The organism is Oceanisphaera sp. IT1-181, assembly GCF_033807535.1.
Lineage (GTDB): Bacteria > Pseudomonadota > Gammaproteobacteria > Enterobacterales > Aeromonadaceae > Oceanimonas.
The window spans coordinates 1,219,123-1,236,071 of record NZ_CP136856.1; the positions used below are offsets into that span (position 1 = coordinate 1,219,123).

The following is a 16,949-nucleotide window of genomic DNA, read 5'->3' on the forward strand; positions in this document are numbered from 1 at the left end:
ATGAAAAAATTCACAGCAGCCATAACCTTTGGTTATGGACTGTTTTTAAGCTAGAAGCCAGAAATTAAAAGTGAGGAGTAAAGATGCAGTTAGGCCACATCGCCTTGTTTCAAGCGGTATTACAAACCGGTAGCTTAACTGCCGCCGCCGACTTGCTGCATATCTCACAGCCGGCAGCCAGCAAGCGCTTACAACAAGCGGAGCGAGCATTAGGTTTTGCGTTATTTCATCGGGAGCGGGGCCGCTTAGTGCCCACACGCCAAGGGCTGATCCTGCAAGGGCCCACCGAGCGCTTGGCCGCCGATTTACAGCGCCTTACCCAATTGGCGTACAGCCTGCGCCCACAGCAGCAAACCGGAGTGAGCGTGATCTGTACTCCTACCTTGGCGCACAGCGTATTACCGTTATCCTTAGTGGCGTGGCGCGCCTTATATCCGGATGTGGACTGTAGCTTGGCGACAGAGCATACCCACGCCTTGGCGGCGGCTTTGGTGGCAGGGCAGGCGGATCTGGGGCTAACGTTGCAACGTATTGCGCATCCTGGATTACAGTGTGAGGTATTAGCACAAGGTCAGATGCAGGCGATAGCCCCCGCCGGCTTTTGGAGTGTGAGTGAGGCAGGCTTACCGCTGCAGTTGGCCAGCCTTGGCGGGCTGAATATGATAGGGCTGGATGATAAAGACGGTTTAGGTGCCTTGTTAGAAAGCCACTTACGCACGCTGGAGCAGCCGGTAAAAATCAGCACTCGCGTGCAAACCTATCAACTGGCGCGCCACATGGTGGCGGCGGGGCAGGGCGTGGCCATCGTTGACCCTTTCACCGGCTTAGCGGGGTCGAGCGAGGTCATGCAAGCAAGTGCAGCCATACAAACGCGGCCCCTCAGCCCGCCTTTATTCGTAACCTTATATAGCGTAACCCGCACCGATCAGACGCTGACCGAGGCTCAACAGGCATTATTGAGTGAATTGCAGCGCACGGCGCAGACTCTGTTAGCCTAACTTTATTGGCCTAAGCCCCTAGCGTGGCCTTAAGCTAACCACCGACTTTTTTGACTTTAAAACCGCTTTTGAGCAAGAAGGCCTCAATTTGCGGCAGGCGATCCCCTTGAATCTCAATCACGCCTTTCTTGATGGCTCCCCCCGTACCTAGCTGCTTTTTAAGCTGCTTGGCCAAGTCTCCCACTTGGGCACTTGATGCGCCGTAAATGCAGACCACGCCGGCACCTTTGCGGCCTTTGGTTTCGCGACGCAGACGCAATACGCCGTCATCCGGAAATAAAGATTCAGCCTGATTGGCTTTATCTGCGGGGTCTTGCCAATTAGGATCTGTACTGTAAACCAAGTTATTCACGCCTCTTCCCTCATTCATTGTCCAGATGGCCGATAAGCGCATCGGGTAAGTTGGTAAACTGGCCATTCACCACTGTGTTTAATACCGACAGCTGCTCGCTAAGGATCACCAGATTGGCCACTTTGCCCACCGCAATAGCGCCTAAGTCGCGTTCACGGCCTATGGCTTTAGCGGGGTTTAAGCTTGCCATACACAAGGCCTCCTCCAAGGAAATTCCCACGGTATTTACCAAATAGCGCACACCTTCAATCATGGTCAGCGCCGAGCCGCCCAGCGTGCCCTGTTCATCTAGGCATTGGCCGTCTTTAATGCGCACTGTCGTGCTACAAAAATCAAACTCAGTAAGCGAAGCCGGCGCACCGGCGGCGGCAGTAGCATCGGTCACCAAACATAAGCGCGCACCCATTATTTTATGGGCCAAGCGGATATTAGCCCCGTGCACATGAAAGCCATCCGCAATAATACCGGCGTAAATAGAGTCATTATCGTAAATAGCACCCACCACACCCGGTGTGCGGCCGTTAGCCGTGGGCGTCATGGCGTTATACAGATGGGTGGCAAAGCTAATACCGGCAGCAAAGCTGGCTTTAGCTTGCTCAAAGCTGGCGGCAGTATGACCGATAGCCACTTTAATGCCCGCCGCCACCAATTGGCGGATATGCTGGGGCGAATGGCACTCCGGCGCCAAGGTGATTTTGGTGAGTACATCTGACTGCTGGCACAAAAAATCCAGCATGTCAGTGTCCAGTGCCCGCACTTGTGCAGCGGGGTGTATGCCCTTGCGCACCACATTCAGATAGGGACCTTCAAGGTGCAAGCCGAGCACTTGATGGGCATGGCCCCGCATATATTCACGAGTGACACTGAGCGCCGCCCGTATGTCTGAGTCTGGGCTGGTGATCAGGGTAGGCAAAAAGCTGGTGGTGCCCGAGGCTAAATTCGTGCGCTGCATGTGCGCCAAAGTGGCAGTGCTAATGTCACTGTTAAACATCACACCGCCACAACCATTAAGTTGCAGGTCAATAAAACCTGCACTTATCAGCGCTCCCTGCAGTGGGATGCGGGGCAGCGCGGGATCTAAAGTCTTCTCCGGCAGCAGCGCCTGAATGCGGCCGTTATTAATAATAATGGCCTGCTGCTCAAGCCAAGCTTCACCGGTAAAAATACGACACTCAGTCAGCGCAAACATAAGATTACCTAAAATTAAGGCGCGGTGATTGCAGACGAAACACTGTCGGCAAATGTGTCGGCAAACGTAGGTGTAACACTTAATAGACGAGATGCAGGCTCATCGCAAACAAGAATGCTGCGCTCGTGCAAGCGTAAACAAGAAATAGGCCACAGCGGGCTCACTTCGCCTTCCACGGCCGCTTGTAGTGCTTCGGCTTTATGCTCACCGGTGACCAGTAATAATACTTCTTCGGCGTCAAGCAGGGTGCCGATGCCAATGCTGATCGCGGTGTGGGGCATGTCCGCTAAATCGTTATCAAAAAATCGCGAATTATCTTGGCGGGTTTCTGCGGTAAGTTCGGTAATGCGAGTGCGTGAGTCAAAGGCGGAGTGCGGTTCGTTAAACGCAATATGGCCATTACTGCCCACGCCGCCCATAAATAAATGAATGCCGCCAAATTGGCGAATTGCCGTTTCATATTTTTGGCACTCGGCGTCTAGGTCATCCGCATTGCCATTAGGGATATGAATATGCTCAGGCAAGATATCAATATGTTGAAAAAAGTTTTCAAACATAAAGCTACGATAGCTTTGCGGATGATCCGCGGGCAACCCTATGTACTCATCCATGTTAAAGGTCACCACATGACGAAAGCTGACTTTACCCGCCTGATGCAAGCTGATCAGTTCTTTATAGGTGGCCAAGGGCGTGCTGCCGGTTGGTAGGCCCAACACAAATGGGCGCTCGGCAGTGGGGGCGAAAGCATTAATGCGGTCGCTAATATGATGAGCGGCCCAATGACAGACTTGTGCTGCGTGGGTAAAAGGTATCAAACGCATGAGTGAGTTCTTATGGATAACCGAACCTAAAGACTACCATATTTCAGCCCTAGATTAATTAAAGTGGCGCTTAAAAATTATCACCGCAGGCCACACCTGCCCCTCTTAATGATAGATAGTGTGACTTTTTCTGCGGTTGGTAATAAAAAAACCGTCAAGCAGTTAAAAGTAAGGCTTAACTTGACTTAATGAGGCGTGAAAGTCCGCAGTTAACCTTTTTAACACCGTAAAGTGGCGCAGGCTTTATTTGAGCTGTCAAGTCGCAGACTGGGGACTAAAAAGTAAAAAGGTTATGCACAAGGTCGCGTAAGTCACAGGGGCACTGGCTTAGACTGACTTATCCACTATTTCTGTGGATAAGGCTGTGGATTACCTCTGCAAATCTCAGTTAAGGCCAGTGGCAGCAGGCTTCTCAGATAAGATGAGAGTTTTTTAACCAAAAACAAAATACTTAAAAATCAAATACTTGACAACGGGAATGGTCAAATATCGTTCGTTATCTTAAGGATAACAACGAGATTAGAGCAAGAAAATAAAATGTGGATTTTTGAGGGGAAGTACAGACTAGCTAGTGGATAACTCTGAAATATTAGTGCGAATTTGGCTCCCCCTGCTGGACTTGAACCAGCGACATACGGATTAACAGTCCGGCGTTCTACCAACTGAACTAAGGGGGAATCTCACGAGGAGGCCGCAGATAATACGCAGGCTAGCGGCCAGCGTCAAGGCTAAACCGTATATTTTGTCATTCAGTGGCTCAAGCGGAGTTTTTGCTTAATTTTACTGCGCTATAAGGGGTAAACTGATGATTAATGTGTGAGGAGAGTGAAAAATGAGCAAAGACTTTCAACTGGTCAGCCCCTACCAGCCTGCCGGCGATCAGCCTACGGCCATTGCCCAGTTGCTAGGTGGGATTGAAGCGGGGCTTGCCCATCAAACTTTGCTCGGCGTTACCGGCTCTGGCAAAACCTTTACCATCGCTAACATGATTGCCACGCTCAATCGACCTACCATGATCTTAGCGCCCAACAAAACCTTGGCGGCCCAGTTGTATGGTGAAATGAAAGAATACTTCCCCCATAACTCGGTGGAGTATTTCGTTTCTTACTACGACTACTATCAGCCCGAAGCCTATGTGCCGACTACCGATACCTTTATCGAAAAAGACGCCTCTATTAACGATCACATAGAACAAATGCGTTTGTCGGCGACTAAAGCACTGATGGAGCGGCGCGACGTGATTATCGTGGCCTCGGTGTCGGCCATTTATGGTTTGGGTGATCCGCAGTCTTATTTAAGCATGATGCTGCATTTACGCGTCGGTGATGTGCTCAAGCAGCGCGATATGCTGCGTCGCTTAGCCGAGCTGCAATATAAGCGCAACGACGCGGGCTTTCAGCGCGGTACTTTTAGGGTGCGCGGTGAGGTGATTGATATTTTCCCCGCCGAGTCTGATAACCAAGCGGTACGGGTCGAGCTATTCGATGATGAGATAGAGCGTTTAAGCTTATTTGATCCCTTAACGGGTGGCGTGTCGCAAACGCTGGCGCGCTTTACTATTTATCCGAAAACTCACTATGTGACGCCGCGGGAAAAACTATTGGGTGCCATCGAACACATTAAGCTCGAGCTGCAAGAGCGCAAGACGCAATTGCTGTCGTCCAATAAGCTGATAGAAGAGCAGCGCATCAGCCAGCGCACTCAATTTGATATCGAAATGATCCAAGAGTTGGGTTATTGCTCAGGCATTGAAAACTACTCGCGTTATTTATCTGGGCGCGGCGAGGGCGAAGCACCGCCTACCTTATTTGATTATTTACCCGGTGATGGTCTGTTGATCATTGATGAGTCCCACGTGACGGTGCCGCAAATTGGTGGCATGTATAAAGGTGACCGATCCCGTAAAGAAACGCTGGTGGAATACGGCTTTCGTCTGCCCTCGGCGCTGGACAACCGACCGATGCGCTTTGATGAATTTGAAGCATTGATGCCGCAAACCGTGTTTGTCTCGGCCACACCGAGCGCCTATGAGCTGGAAAAATCCGGTGACGATGTAGCTCAGCAGGTAGTGAGGCCTACTGGTTTGTTGGATCCTGTGATAGAAGTGCGCCCAGTGGCCACTCAGGTTGATGACGTATTGTCGGAAGCTCGCTTGCGCATTGCCGTGAACGAGCGGGTACTAGTAACCACCTTAACCAAGCGCATGGCCGAAGATTTAGCGGAATATTTATCGGATCACGGTTTAAAGGTGCGCTACTTACACTCGGATATCGATACCGTGGAGCGCATGGAGATCATTCGTGACCTGCGGTTAGGCGTATTTGACGTGCTGGTGGGCATTAACTTACTGCGCGAAGGGCTGGATATGCCAGAAGTGTCCTTGGTGGCGATTTTGGATGCGGATAAAGAAGGCTTCTTACGCTCGGAGCGCTCGCTTATTCAGACCATAGGCCGGGCTGCGCGTAACTTAAACGGCAAGGCCATTCTCTACGGCGACAGAATTACCCGCTCTATGGGTGCTGCCATCAATGAAACCGAGCGCCGTCGCGAGCTGCAGCACGCCTTTAACCTAGAGCATGGCATTACGCCTAAAGGCCTAAACAAAGCGGTGACCGACGTGTTGGACTTAGACGGCACCAAGCGTATCGGCTCTAAGCGTGCCAAAGATAAGAGTCTCATGCCTGAGCATCTGCCTACCGCCAAAGAGCTGGATAAACAGATCACCGAGCTTGAAAAAGTCATGGTGACTCACGCGCAAAACCTGGAGTTTGAACAAGCCGCCGCGACCCGCGACCGCATTCACGCCCTGCGCGATCAACTAATTCGCAGCTAAGAGCAAATAAAGCGCCCAGCACGCAGCCAAAAGTTAAACACCTTCTTTTGTTGGCTTCGTGTCTTTTGCCGTCTTCCTGACGAAAGTCAGGATCTGCTTTTAGGTTTTAATGTTTCCTGATTACGTATGACTCTCAGCCATGATGTGCGCTGTTTTGGTTTGTTCTTTGTAGCTGCCCCGTCTCTTTAATAAAGAGGACTTCGGCAGGCCAGCTCTGCTGGCTGTTACTGAGGTTTAAATTTAAACCAAAACACCAAACCGGGCCGAATAAATTGGCCCCTACAAGGTCAAAATACCAAACTGAGCCTCATATTTTTACCGAATAGGCGGGCACATCTCTGTAACCTATTGAATTTATTGGTGCTGAATTCACTGAAACATGGCTGAACTTTGTGGGTAATCAGGTAATGTTTAAAAGCGAGATACCGGGGCCGTCATGCCGGGCTAGACCCGATACCAGTAAGACGGCAAGGGCCAAGAAAAGGTGCCGAGTCAGGGTTCTCTTTTAGCTGGGACCCGGGCGCTTGTATGTCAGTCTACTAACTCGATATTAAGGCTGAATAACAGATTGAGCGCGGCGAAGCGGGAGAAGGTGGCATTATCGATTTTGTTCTCTAACACATGGATATTAAAATTTTCTGACTCAGTAAAATCGACGCTTTGCAGGTTAGTGCGCATAAATACACTGTTGGTAAAATCACAGTGGGTCATGAAAGAGTTGGAAAAATCCCCTTCTCTAAAGTCCATTTCATGACACTTACATTCATCAAGCCGCAGCCCTTGTAAGGTAAGACCAAAAAATGAAGCGTCATTTAAGATGCAGTGTTTAAAACGCAGCTCTGAGTCTAAATGGAACACTGGCCAGTCGGCTTTGGTCCAATCCACACCCACCAATTTACACTCAATAAATTCCACGCCAAACCAGCGCGTGCTCGGCACCTTCATCAGGCTTAAATTGCAGTGCTTAAAGGTACAGTCAATAAACTTGCCACGAGCAAAAGTGCTACCAGAAAAGTCACAATGCTCAAAGGTACAGTCTTCAAATTCCACACCTGAAAAATCACCCTCAATGAAGGATAAACGGCTAAACGTTTGTTCTACATAGCACTCGCCGTCTTGAATTTTTTGCACTGGTGTCTCCTGTTGTTTTGTACTTATTATCGCCTTACCGATACTGAATTGAGTTCAGCATGGTTTAGGACAGTCTTTCAGAGAGTATTGTGTTTTGTAGTGTGGCCGCCTCTTAGGCAAAGAGACTTCGCCACGGTCTTGGTTAGTTTTTAATTGATGTTCTGGGCTATGCCCAACATAATTTACGCTCGGGTTGTAATGCGAGAACAAGTGTTCGCCTACAAAAAAACACCAAACTAGTTGGTGTTTTATATTTGTCAGCTTAGCGTAAAGCGTAAGACATCCCGCTTTCTGGTAAAGCTTAGGGCTGAGTTGGCGTTTGATAGGCTTTTGTGCCCCACAGGGGTACGGTCGACATGGCGTGTTTATAACTGCCAGTGGTTTCTTTGGTGCTGTAGGCCAAATACAGTAATGACTGGCTCTGTTCATCGTAAATACGGCGAATCTTCAGACTTTTCAAGAAAATGCTTTTTGATTTCTTGAACACAACGTCGCCACTTTTAGACTTGTCGATGGCCGCTATCATAGCCGAGGTGATTTCACCGGTTTGTCGACAGCTGATCGCCATATCGGACGGGTCGGCCAAGTTTAAATTGGCGACCACGTTCGACATATGGCAGGTGACGCCCGGTACTAAAGGGTCTGCCAATACTTCGATTTTAATGTCTTTGGTGGTGAACATGCCGAGCGACACATCCCCCACCTCATTGTTATCACAGCCGCTGAGCGTCAGCGCTGCCAGTACGATGGCAAGGCGTTTATACATACGATTCTCCTAACATGTTAACCAAGAGCCGAGGCTGAGAATACTCACAGCCAGCCTTTGCGTTTAAAGAAGTAATAAGTGCCGCACGCGGACATCAGCATCATCACCAGGGACATGGGGTAGCCATATTTCCAACCAAATTCCGGCATGATTTCAAAGTTCATGCCATAGATACTGGCGATCAGCGTAGGCGGTAAAAACACCACGGCCGCGACCGAGAATATCTTGATCACCTTGCTTTGCTCTAAGCTGGTAAAGCCCAGCGCCGCGTCCAGTTGGAAGTTGATTTTATCGAACAAAAACTGAGTATGGGGCAATAAAGATTCAATGTCGTAGAGCATTTCATCAATCCAACGGCGCTGTTCGTCGTCGGATTGCTGGCGCAAGGAGCGCTTCATAAAACGCAACGCCCGACGGGTATCATAGAGCGCCAAGCGAATATGGCCGTTGCCGTCTTCTTGCTGCATCAAGTCCGCCATTGTGCTGTGCAAGTTGGTGACGTGCAGCACTTGTTTGGCGGTTTGTTCAAGCGTTTTGTAGCCGTCTTCAATCAAGTCAGAAATATATTCGACTTTTAGCTCGAATATTTCCAAGAGCAGGTCAGTGGCATTGTCGGCTTCAACGCGGTCTTGGCGCATATAATGGCGTAATAGGCGGATCAGACCTAAGTCATCTTCACGAAAACTGATCAGCATGTTGTTGCGCAAGTTAAAGAGCACGTTGATGCCGTCTATCTCTTTGCCCAAGCGTTGCGGAAACAGCGAATGAATATGCAGGCCGTCTTTGTCGCGATAAAAACGCGCCGAGGCTTCAATGTCGTCAAGCTCGTCGAGCTCCGGCATTTCTTCCACAAATAACTGCTTCATCCAGTGCTGTTCGTCTTCACTGGGCTTTAAGATATCCAGCCACACGACATTAGGCGGTAACTCAGCTTCTAAGTCGAGGGGCTGAATATTGAAGGATGTGCCATTCAGGGTATAGGCTGTGATCATGCAGCGCTCCAACCAATTAACAATGTGCGCACTATAACGCAGCTGCTAGAGCCAATATAGAGGCAGGGGTGAGATGTCAGGGAGTTGCGACGGTTTTGTGCATTTTTTGTGTCTAAATCGAGTAAGATAGCACTAGACTCAAATGACTTGATTATACCGAGCGCCTATAATGAAGCTCTGCGCGCAGATAGTATTTTGGAGAGCGATATTGAAACCATTATCTTGGAGTTGGGGCCTGATATTATTGCTGGCGCTGCCGGCGTGGGCCAATAATATGGTATTGAAAGCCCGACAAACTGTGGATATTTATGGCTCGAGTGCGCTAGAGCCCAGTTTGGCGGATGTGGATTATCGCTTGTCTTGGCAATTGTCGGGCCAGCACACGGAAAAAGGCTGTTTGCCCTCCCAAGTGTTGGTCTCACTCACCGCGACCGTGACTGAGCCCTTGGAGTGGCCACAAACGCCCGCTTGGCAAAATTACCGGTTGGCGTTAACCAGTTATGAGCGTTTAGTGCGTGAGCGCGCCTTATTATCGGCGGAATGGTTAGAGCACTCTTTATTTCAAATTGCGCCGCAAGTCAACTGTGAGCAGCTGCATGAGGTGGCCGATCGCGTCGGCTATCATCAGCTGGACATCGCCCAAACCTTGCTGCGTGATTTTCAGCAGCAAAATGATTATGGCCGCCAGCTTGGCCTAATTAAACCGGAATAAGCCAAGCCTGAATAAGCTCCCGTAGAATTACATCGCTCATCATAAGTCCAGTCTAAATCAGCTGGGCTTATTGTATTATCTGATTACTCACAAAGCTCAGCCATATCTCAGTGAGTTCAGCATCAATGAATTCAATGAGTTACAGGAAGATGCCCGTCTCTTCGGCGAAGAGGACTTCGGCACGGTTTTGGTTTTATTCTTAAACTTCACACAGCCAGCGGAGCTGGCCAGCCGAATAAATTGGCTGCTACAAGTGCTAGACCCTTGGCCTTAGAGCCAACCGGGCAGTTAGAAAAAACAAACCGAAGTATCGGGCATAATGGCTGAGGCTCATAAGTAATCAGGTTGTATTAAGAGCTGCGCTAAAAGGCCGCTTAGCGCAGCGGCTGGCCTCTTAGTAACTTACGTGTCCAATGCCGATTGGGCGCTAGACTATCAAGAATAGGGCGCGAGACCGGATAAGGCTCGTCGCATAATTGTGCCGCTAACAGCTCAGCCAACAAAGGCGCCGAGCACACCCCCCGCGAACCCAAGCCCGATAATACATACAAGCCTGCATGATCCTCGGCTAATGGCACCGCTTGCGCTTGGCGTCGTTGTAACTTATCAAATTGCTTAAGTTGCGCGGCCTTGTTGGGTGCCGCACCTGCCATCGGAAAATGATCCCGAGAGGTGGCGCGTACGCCAACTCGGCCTGAACCGCTGATCAGGGGCAGATCATCCAAAGCGGGTAAGGTCTGCACCAATTTATGGTGATTTTCTTGCTCGTCTGTGGCGCTGTACTCAAGGTGCACTTGGTCGCGGCCATAACTGGCGCCAATGCAATGTAGCCCTTGCCAGGCTGGGGTCAGGTAGCCGTGATAACAAACCACGGTTTTTAATGAAGTTAAGGAGGGCGCACTGGCTTGGTAATTGACTTGGCCGCGCGCCGCCGACAGCGCCAAGCCTTGGGTTTGCACCAGATCCAACACGCCATGGCTGTTGGCCAAAAACACATTGTCTGCCTGCACCTCACCGGTACTTGTGGTTAGCAACCATTGGTCGTCCTGCTCCTGTAAGCTCTCTACCTGAGTGTGATAGCGGGTGTGCAGCAAGCCCGTTTGCTTGGCCTGAGCCAACAAAGCAGTAATCAGCTCAAAGGGGCAAATCCAGCCGCCCAGCGGATATTCTACCCCTGCTAAATTAGCGGCAATCCCGGTACGGGCATTAACTTGCTCCGCGTTAAGCTTGGCCAATAAAGTGTCGGGAAAATGATGGGCCAATAACTTGGTTATTTTAGCTGTACTTGTTTCGTCATACGCCAACTGCACCACGCCACACCAGTCGTGCGCCACTTGATGCTGCTCGGTAAAGGCGGAGAGGGTGCGGCGGGCATGTAAAAAAGCCTGTAAATAAAATTGACTTAAATTATCGTGCTCGCCGTTTAACAGCGGATAAATGGCCGCTTGGCGATTGCCCGATGCACCTTGTGCGGGTGCCGCATGTTGCTCTAGTAAAGTGACCTGCATACCGCGTCGCGTTAGCGCATGGGCGAGACAAGCGCCAGCAATGCCGGCACCCACGATAACGGTGTGGCCAATTCGGCCCGGGCGGCGCCAAAACCAGGGGGCGGCGTAAGGTTGGCGGTGATGACGCAGCAAAACGCCGGCTAACATTTCGCGTTTGTAGCGAAAGCCTTTTACCCGCTTAATCTCAAAGCCTGCCGCTGTTAAATCCTGCCTCACTAAGGTCGCGGCCGTGAAGGTGGCAAGCGTGGCACCATTGCGGGATAAACGCGCTAATTGAGTGAATAATTCAGGCGTCCACATCTCGGGGTTCTTACTGGGCGCAAAGCCATCTAAATACCAAGCATCTACCTTGCCGTTCAAGCCTGCTTCCATGCTGGGCAGCACTTGGGTGACATCTCCTAGCCACAAATCTAGGCTCACGTTCTCGTCTAATTGCAGTCGATGACAGCCGCTAATTGGCAGTGGATATTCAGCTAACAAACGTGCGCTTAAAGTGCTAAGCTCTGGCCATTGGGCCAGTGCTTGGCTTAGATCTGTGTGGTGAAGTGGAAATTTTTCCACGCTGATCAGGTGCAGTCGCTGGGCGTTACCTTGCGGATGTTGCCGACGATAGTCGATAAAAGCCTGCCAAGTAGCCAGTACGTTTAAACCGGTGCCAAAGCCGGTTTCGGCCACTACAAATAGTGGCCGGTCGTGATTGAGCCAACGGTTGGGTAGGTCATTTTGGCCGAGAAATACATAACGACTTTCGGCCAGACCATCGTCGTTAGAAAAGTAGACATCGTCGAACGCAGCAGCGACCGGCGTGCCTTGGTCATTCCAGTCCAGACACGCGGTTGTAATGAAGTGGGGTGACACTAAACCTCCGGGGCCGTAAAAGCGGCTATTTTATGTGAAAGCAGACCACTTTAACCTTTCTTTATGGTTAGAATTGGCGGCAAATCAAGACAGTAGGAAAGAGAGATGAGAAGAGCAGTCATTACCGGTATCGGTGTGGTGTCGAGCATTGGTAACAATCAAGAAGAGGTTTTGGCCTCACTCAAGGCGGGCCGCTCCGGTATCAGCTTCTCCCAGCAATTCGCCGATCATAACTTGCGCAGCCATGTTTGGGGAAACATAAACATGGTTCCATCAGAGCACATAGACCGCAAAGTGATGCGTTTTATGGGTGATGCAGCCGCCTTTGCCTATCTTTCTATGGAACAGGCAATTGCTGATTCGGGCCTTGATGAGTCAATGGTATCGAACGAGCGTACTGGCTTAGTGGCCGGTTCAGGTGGTGCTTCTTCTAAAAACCAGATTGAAGCGTGCGATATTCTGCGTACCAAGGGCGTGCGTCGCGTGGGTCCTTATATGGTGCCGCGTACCATGTCTTCGACCGTGTCTGCTTGCTTGGCGACGCCGTTTAAAATCAAAGGCATCAACTACACCATCAGTTCAGCCTGTGCGACTTCTGCACACTGTATTGGTCATGCATTAGAGCAAATTCAGTTAGGCAAACAAGACATCGTCTTCGCCGGTGGTGGTGAAGAAGTGGATTGGACGCTAGCACTGCAGTTTGATGCCATGGGTGCATTGTCGAGCAAATATAACGACACCCCTGAACTGGCTTCTCGTACCTATGATGCGGGCCGTGATGGCTTCGTAATCTCTGGCGGCGGCGGCATGGTAGTAGTAGAAGAATTAGAGCACGCGTTGAAGCGTGGCGCTAAAATCTACGCTGAAATTACCGGCTACGGTGCCACTTCTGACGGCTACGACATGGTTGCACCCTCAGGCGAGGGCGCGGTACGTTGCATGCAACAAGCCATGGCCACCGCACCAGCAGCTGTGCAATACATCAATACTCACGGCACTTCAACGCCGGTGGGCGATGTAAAAGAGTTGGAAGCCATCAATAATTTATTTGGTGATAATGCGCCTTTCATCTCTGCCACTAAAGCCATGACCGGTCATGCGCTGGGTGCGGCAGGCGTACACGAAGCTGTGTACTCCTTGCTGATGATGGAGCACGGTTTTATTGCGCCGAGCATCAACATTACCGAGCTGGACGAAAAGGCGAAAAATCTGCCTATCGTTACCGAGTACAAAGAAGTTGAATTAGACACTGTGATGTCAAACAGCTTTGGTTTTGGCGGCACTAACGCCAGCTTGGTATTCAGTAAGTACAAAGGTTAATCCTTTATACTGTGGCTTGAGTCAATACTAAAAAAGGACGCTTCGGTGTCCTTTTTTGATCCTGTGCAACAGAGTGACTTTAAAAATGAAAAACTTTTCTGCCACGGAATACACGGAAGAACACGGAAAAATAAAGATCATATCTGAAAAATATTTTACGGGGTAAGAGCTAACTCAAATAACCCCCTAAATTTAAAGAGAGCGAGCTTTTGTAAGCGAACGTTTACTCTTGCATTTCGTCGGAGCTAGACGTTATCTTTTGCCCCTCCATAACGTCTCTGTTTTAGGCTTTATTACTATTTTCCGTGGGTTTCGCGGATTCCGTTGCGAAATGGTCCTTCGGCTGTTCTTGCTCTAACTGCGCCAGTGCCTCTGGTGTATTGAGATTGGTAAAAGCGGCAACTTGGTCACTAAAGTCTACTTTTAATAATTCGTGCTGAGCAAACCACAGTTGTAATTTACGATCACCGACCGCTAAATAATGCTGTAGCGATGGCAATAACGACCGATGCAGTAGGGCGGTAGCGGCATGTAAGTGGATACCATCATCCACGATGGCTATTTGACCTGCATGAGTAACGGCACCGCACAGTCGCTCGGCTAAATCAGCGGGTACCAAGGGGCTGTCGCAGGGTACAAATAACACCCACTCGCTAAGGGCATGGCGAAGGCCGGCTTCAAATCCGGCTAACGGGCCAGCAAAACCGGTAAGGCTGTCAGTCACTCTGTCAGTAATGACGGGGGCATACTGTTGGTAGAGAGCTTGGTTACGATTGGCATTAATGATGACATTGGCCACTTGTGGGGTAAGGCGCGCTAATAAGTGCGCTATCAAAGGCTTGCCCCATAAGGTAATCAGCCCTTTATCCGCCTTTTTCATACGGCGACCTTCACCACCGGCCAAAATAACAGCCGTGATCTGCTTTGGATCTAACATCACATTCCCTATTGTTACCGCTTTAAGCCTGATATCCGCCGTATACCATAGTAAGAGGCGGGATCTGCGGCTAGACCATTTGCTCTATGAGCAGACAAATCCTAACATGGATGACTTTGATTTTGCTGCCAATACGCAATAGGTGATGCATCTTGACCGTTCAAGGTCTGTGTATGTTATCGCGCCTGCCCCTGACCATTCATTTAATTATGCACCTTAAGGAATAATAATGACGACAAGCACGCCCAACGGACCTTTTGTCGGTCGGCCCGTTATTGCCTTGCTGGCGATAGTCGCGCTAATGCTGGCGGCCGCCAACTTACGAGGTGGCTTGGTGGTGGTGGGGCCCTTGGTGACGGAAATTCGTGCCGCGCTGAATATCAGCGCCAGTGCCTTCAGTATGCTGACCACGCTGCCGTTACTCTGCTTTGGTATTGTGTCTATTTGCGTGCCTTGGCTAACGCGCAGGTGGGCGCCCCAGTGGTTATCGATTGTTGGGCTCATGGTGATCAGCCTGGGGGTGGGACTCAGGTTGGTGGATAATTATGCCCTGATCATTTTAGGTACCTTGTTACTGGGCTCGGCCATTGCGGTGCTGAATGTGTTAATCCCAGGCCTGGTAAAAGCCTTTTTTCCCCACCGAGTGGGTCTGATGACAGGCTTGTATTCGGTGACCTTGACGGCAGGTGCCGGCATGGGCGTATATCTTGCCATTCCCTTGCTGGAGCAGTTTGATAACTGGCGTGTGCCGGTAGCCATGTGGGCAATATTTCCGCTATTTTGTGTGCTGTTTTGGTTGCCGATGATCCGCGTAAAAGGGGTTGGCAGACCAGCTAACCCGGTACGAGTCAGCCTATGGCGAGATAAAATTGCTTGGTCGATTACCTTTTATATGGGCCTGCAGTCATTTTATTTTTACTCCATGGCCACTTGGTTGCCAAAAATTCTGCTCGAAAATGGCTTAGATGCCCATCAAGCGGGCACGGCCACAGCTTTTATTAACTTGGTGAGTATTCCATTTAACTTATTTGTACCGATTTTAGCGGCAAAAATGGCCAACCAGCGGCTGCTAGTAGTGGGCACTTTTATGGTGTCTTTCATCGGTATTGCAGGTCTTTGGTGGCAGCCCAACGCGGCACCTTTGTTGTGGGCGTCATTTATCGGCATGGGCTGTGGCAGTGCGTTAAGCTTGGCGTTGTCCTTCTTTGTGCTGCGTGCCGAGAACACGGCGCAGGCCACAGCGCTGTCGGCCATGGCACAAAGTATTGGCTATTTACTGGCCGCCTTAGGGCCGGTATCGTTAGGGTTAATGCGTGATATCAGCGGCCATTGGCAGTGGGCATTATTGTTGCTGCTGGTCTTACAGCTGGGCCAATTGGCCAGCGGTTGGTCGGCAGCACGACCCATTAAAGTTAAACCCGATCAAAGTAAGCTTTAAGAGCGCTGCACGCCTTACTTACGGCCTTAACTCAAGCCATCGAATGTCAGGCGGCTAGTGGCTGAAGAACTGCATACTGTGTTCTCTCCTATGCTTATGGGTGCTTGATGGTGTTAATCAAGCGCTCATAGGCCAAGGAGGGCTTATATGAATTATCTTCCCTTATTATTACCGCTGGCAGTGGTCACTATGGTGGTCACCGCTCAGCATCCTAATGCCCCACCGCTGCAATTAGCCGCCAATTATCAGCAACAAGATGCCAGTCGTTATTGGGTAAGTGAAAAACTCGATGGCGTGCGCGCCTACTGGGATGGAGAAGCGCTCTGGTCACGGGCTGGGCATCGCTTTGTGGTGCCCGATTGGTTTGTGGCAGACTTTCCCAGTACCCATTTAGACGGAGAACTCTGGCTGGGCCGTGGCCAGTTTGACGCGCTCTCGGCGGCGGTGCGCCGGTATCAGCCTCAAGAAGATGAATGGCGCCAAATTCGGTTTATGGTGTTTGATTTACCCCAAAGCAGCGCACTCTTTGAAGCCAGACTGAGTGAGCTGGAACAATTATTGACCCCAATAGATACGCCTTACTTACAGCTTATTGAGCAGCAGCGGCTCACGGATAATACGGCCCTCGCTAAGCTGTTAAAAGACGTAGAGTCGAGCGGCGGCGAGGGCTTAATGCTACGCCACAAACACAGCCGTTACCAAGCAGGGCGCAATCAAGGCTTACTCAAGCTCAAGCAGTTTCAAGATGCAGAAGCCAAGGTAGTGGCGCATTTGCCAGGGTTTGGTAAGTACCAAGGCATGTTAGGGGCTTTGTTAGTGGAAACGCCTGATGGCCGGCAGTTTCGCTTAGGCACCGGCTTTAGTGATGTGCAGCGCCAAACACCGCCCGCGGTGGGATCTACCGTGACCTATCGCTATCAAGGCGAAACCCAACAACGACAACCGCGCTTTGCCTACTTTATGCGTGAGCGCAAAGAAGATCCTTAGGCCCTTCGGGAGCTTTAAGCCGTAGCTGTCAGTTAAAGACAGACACCGTCTTTGGTAGAGGCCATCTTTAGTCGGCCAGTTTTGCGCAGCGAACGTCTTGCTAAAGA

At 50.4% G+C, this 16,949-nt stretch carries 14 protein-coding genes and 1 tRNA gene; 6 read left to right on the forward strand and 9 right to left on the reverse strand.

Annotated features, from left to right (window positions below; genetic code table 11):
• The first annotated feature begins 83 nt into the window (after nucleotides 1–83).
• Nucleotides 84–998, forward strand: coding sequence for a LysR substrate-binding domain-containing protein (locus R0134_RS05625; RefSeq protein WP_319783840.1), 915 nt, complete (start codon nucleotides 84–86; stop codon nucleotides 996–998).
• Nucleotides 999–1,032: 34 nt separating this feature from the next.
• Here R0134_RS05625 and R0134_RS05630 read toward each other — a convergent pair whose 3' ends face one another.
• The 4 genes from R0134_RS05630 to R0134_RS05645 form a co-directional block, all read right to left on the reverse strand.
• Nucleotides 1,033–1,350 (reverse strand): translation initiation factor, encoded by a 318-nt coding sequence (locus R0134_RS05630; RefSeq protein WP_087034581.1) that lies wholly within the window; start codon nucleotides 1,348–1,350, stop codon nucleotides 1,033–1,035.
• A 10-nt stretch (nucleotides 1,351–1,360) separates the two neighbouring features.
• A complete protein-coding gene (gene nagA, locus R0134_RS05635) occupies nucleotides 1,361–2,539 on the reverse strand; it encodes an N-acetylglucosamine-6-phosphate deacetylase (protein ID WP_319783841.1) in 1,179 nt (392 codons plus the stop codon).
• A 14-nt stretch (nucleotides 2,540–2,553) separates the two neighbouring features.
• Complete coding sequence (gene nagB / locus R0134_RS05640; protein WP_319783842.1) at nucleotides 2,554–3,360, reverse strand: glucosamine-6-phosphate deaminase; 807 nt, start codon at nucleotides 3,358–3,360, stop codon at nucleotides 2,554–2,556.
• Between the two features lie 601 nt (nucleotides 3,361–3,961).
• Nucleotides 3,962–4,037: transfer RNA gene (locus R0134_RS05645), tRNA-Asn, on the reverse strand.
• 155 nt (nucleotides 4,038–4,192) lie between these two features.
• On the opposite strand from R0134_RS05645, the gene uvrB reads away from it, so the two are divergent.
• Nucleotides 4,193–6,193, forward strand: coding sequence for an excinuclease ABC subunit UvrB (uvrB, locus tag R0134_RS05650; RefSeq protein ID WP_319783843.1), 2,001 nt, complete (start codon nucleotides 4,193–4,195; stop codon nucleotides 6,191–6,193).
• A gap of 531 nt (nucleotides 6,194–6,724) precedes the next feature.
• On the opposite strand, the gene R0134_RS05655 is transcribed toward uvrB, so the two are convergent.
• The 3 genes from R0134_RS05655 to corA all read right to left on the reverse strand — a co-directional run bounded on the left by R0134_RS05655 (nucleotide 6,725) and on the right by corA (nucleotide 9,082).
• On the reverse strand, nucleotides 6,725–7,324 hold the full coding sequence (locus tag R0134_RS05655; protein ID WP_319783844.1) for a pentapeptide repeat-containing protein: 600 nt from the start codon (nucleotides 7,322–7,324) through the stop codon (nucleotides 6,725–6,727).
• A gap of 301 nt (nucleotides 7,325–7,625) precedes the next feature.
• The gene (locus R0134_RS05660; protein WP_319783845.1) at nucleotides 7,626–8,090 is read right to left on the reverse strand and encodes a CreA family protein; all 465 of its coding nucleotides are present in this window, start codon (nucleotides 8,088–8,090) and stop codon (nucleotides 7,626–7,628) included.
• 44 nt (nucleotides 8,091–8,134) lie between these two features.
• The gene (corA, locus tag R0134_RS05665; RefSeq protein WP_319783846.1) at nucleotides 8,135–9,082 is read right to left on the reverse strand and encodes a magnesium/cobalt transporter CorA; all 948 of its coding nucleotides are present in this window, start codon (nucleotides 9,080–9,082) and stop codon (nucleotides 8,135–8,137) included.
• A gap of 208 nt (nucleotides 9,083–9,290) precedes the next feature.
• Here corA and R0134_RS05670 point away from each other — a divergent pair, with 208 nt between their 5' ends.
• Nucleotides 9,291–9,794 carry a DUF922 domain-containing protein gene (locus R0134_RS05670; protein ID WP_319783847.1) on the forward strand — a complete coding sequence of 168 codons (504 nt, stop codon included), beginning with the start codon at nucleotides 9,291–9,293 and terminating at the stop codon, nucleotides 9,792–9,794.
• A 374-nt stretch (nucleotides 9,795–10,168) separates the two neighbouring features.
• Here R0134_RS05670 and mnmC read toward each other — a convergent pair whose 3' ends face one another.
• Nucleotides 10,169–12,160 carry a bifunctional tRNA (5-methylaminomethyl-2-thiouridine)(34)-methyltransferase MnmD/FAD-dependent 5-carboxymethylaminomethyl-2-thiouridine(34) oxidoreductase MnmC gene (mnmC, locus tag R0134_RS05675; RefSeq protein ID WP_319783848.1) on the reverse strand — a complete coding sequence of 664 codons (1,992 nt, stop codon included), beginning with the start codon at nucleotides 12,158–12,160 and terminating at the stop codon, nucleotides 10,169–10,171.
• A 105-nt stretch (nucleotides 12,161–12,265) separates the two neighbouring features.
• Here mnmC and fabB point away from each other — a divergent pair, with 105 nt between their 5' ends.
• Nucleotides 12,266–13,480, forward strand: a complete 1,215-nt coding sequence (gene fabB / locus R0134_RS05680; RefSeq protein ID WP_319783849.1) for a beta-ketoacyl-ACP synthase I — start codon at nucleotides 12,266–12,268, stop codon at nucleotides 13,478–13,480.
• A gap of 283 nt (nucleotides 13,481–13,763) precedes the next feature.
• Here fabB and mobA read toward each other — a convergent pair whose 3' ends face one another.
• Nucleotides 13,764–14,417 carry a molybdenum cofactor guanylyltransferase MobA gene (mobA, locus tag R0134_RS05685; RefSeq protein ID WP_319783850.1) on the reverse strand — a complete coding sequence of 218 codons (654 nt, stop codon included), beginning with the start codon at nucleotides 14,415–14,417 and terminating at the stop codon, nucleotides 13,764–13,766.
• A 229-nt stretch (nucleotides 14,418–14,646) separates the two neighbouring features.
• Here mobA and R0134_RS05690 point away from each other — a divergent pair, with 229 nt between their 5' ends.
• A complete protein-coding gene (locus tag R0134_RS05690; RefSeq protein WP_319783851.1) occupies nucleotides 14,647–15,855 on the forward strand; it encodes an MFS transporter in 1,209 nt (402 codons plus the stop codon).
• Between the two features lie 147 nt (nucleotides 15,856–16,002).
• A complete protein-coding gene (locus tag R0134_RS05695) occupies nucleotides 16,003–16,842 on the forward strand; it encodes a DNA ligase (RefSeq protein WP_319783852.1) in 840 nt (279 codons plus the stop codon).
• Nucleotides 16,843–16,949: the final 107 nt, after the last annotated feature.

What these genes read in the sequence shown, in the direction of transcription:
- R0134_RS05625 (WP_319783840.1), top strand. Translation starts at nt 84, where the DNA reads ATGCAGTTAGGCCACATCGCCTTGTTTCAAGCGGTATTACAAACCGGT.
- nagA (WP_319783841.1), bottom strand. Translation starts at nt 2,539, where the DNA reads ATGTTTGCGCTGACTGAGTGTCGTATTTTTACCGGTGAAGCTTGGCTT.
- nagB (WP_319783842.1), bottom strand. Translation starts at nt 3,360, where the DNA reads ATGCGTTTGATACCTTTTACCCACGCAGCACAAGTCTGTCATTGGGCC.
- uvrB (WP_319783843.1), top strand. Translation starts at nt 4,193, where the DNA reads ATGAGCAAAGACTTTCAACTGGTCAGCCCCTACCAGCCTGCCGGCGAT.
- R0134_RS05660 (WP_319783845.1), bottom strand. Translation starts at nt 8,090, where the DNA reads ATGTATAAACGCCTTGCCATCGTACTGGCAGCGCTGACGCTCAGCGGC.
- corA (WP_319783846.1), bottom strand. Translation starts at nt 9,082, where the DNA reads ATGATCACAGCCTATACCCTGAATGGCACATCCTTCAATATTCAGCCC.
- fabB (WP_319783849.1), top strand. Translation starts at nt 12,266, where the DNA reads ATGAGAAGAGCAGTCATTACCGGTATCGGTGTGGTGTCGAGCATTGGT.
- mobA (WP_319783850.1), bottom strand. Translation starts at nt 14,417, where the DNA reads ATGTTAGATCCAAAGCAGATCACGGCTGTTATTTTGGCCGGTGGTGAA.
- R0134_RS05690 (WP_319783851.1), top strand. Translation starts at nt 14,647, where the DNA reads ATGACGACAAGCACGCCCAACGGACCTTTTGTCGGTCGGCCCGTTATT.
- R0134_RS05695 (WP_319783852.1), top strand. Translation starts at nt 16,003, where the DNA reads ATGAATTATCTTCCCTTATTATTACCGCTGGCAGTGGTCACTATGGTG.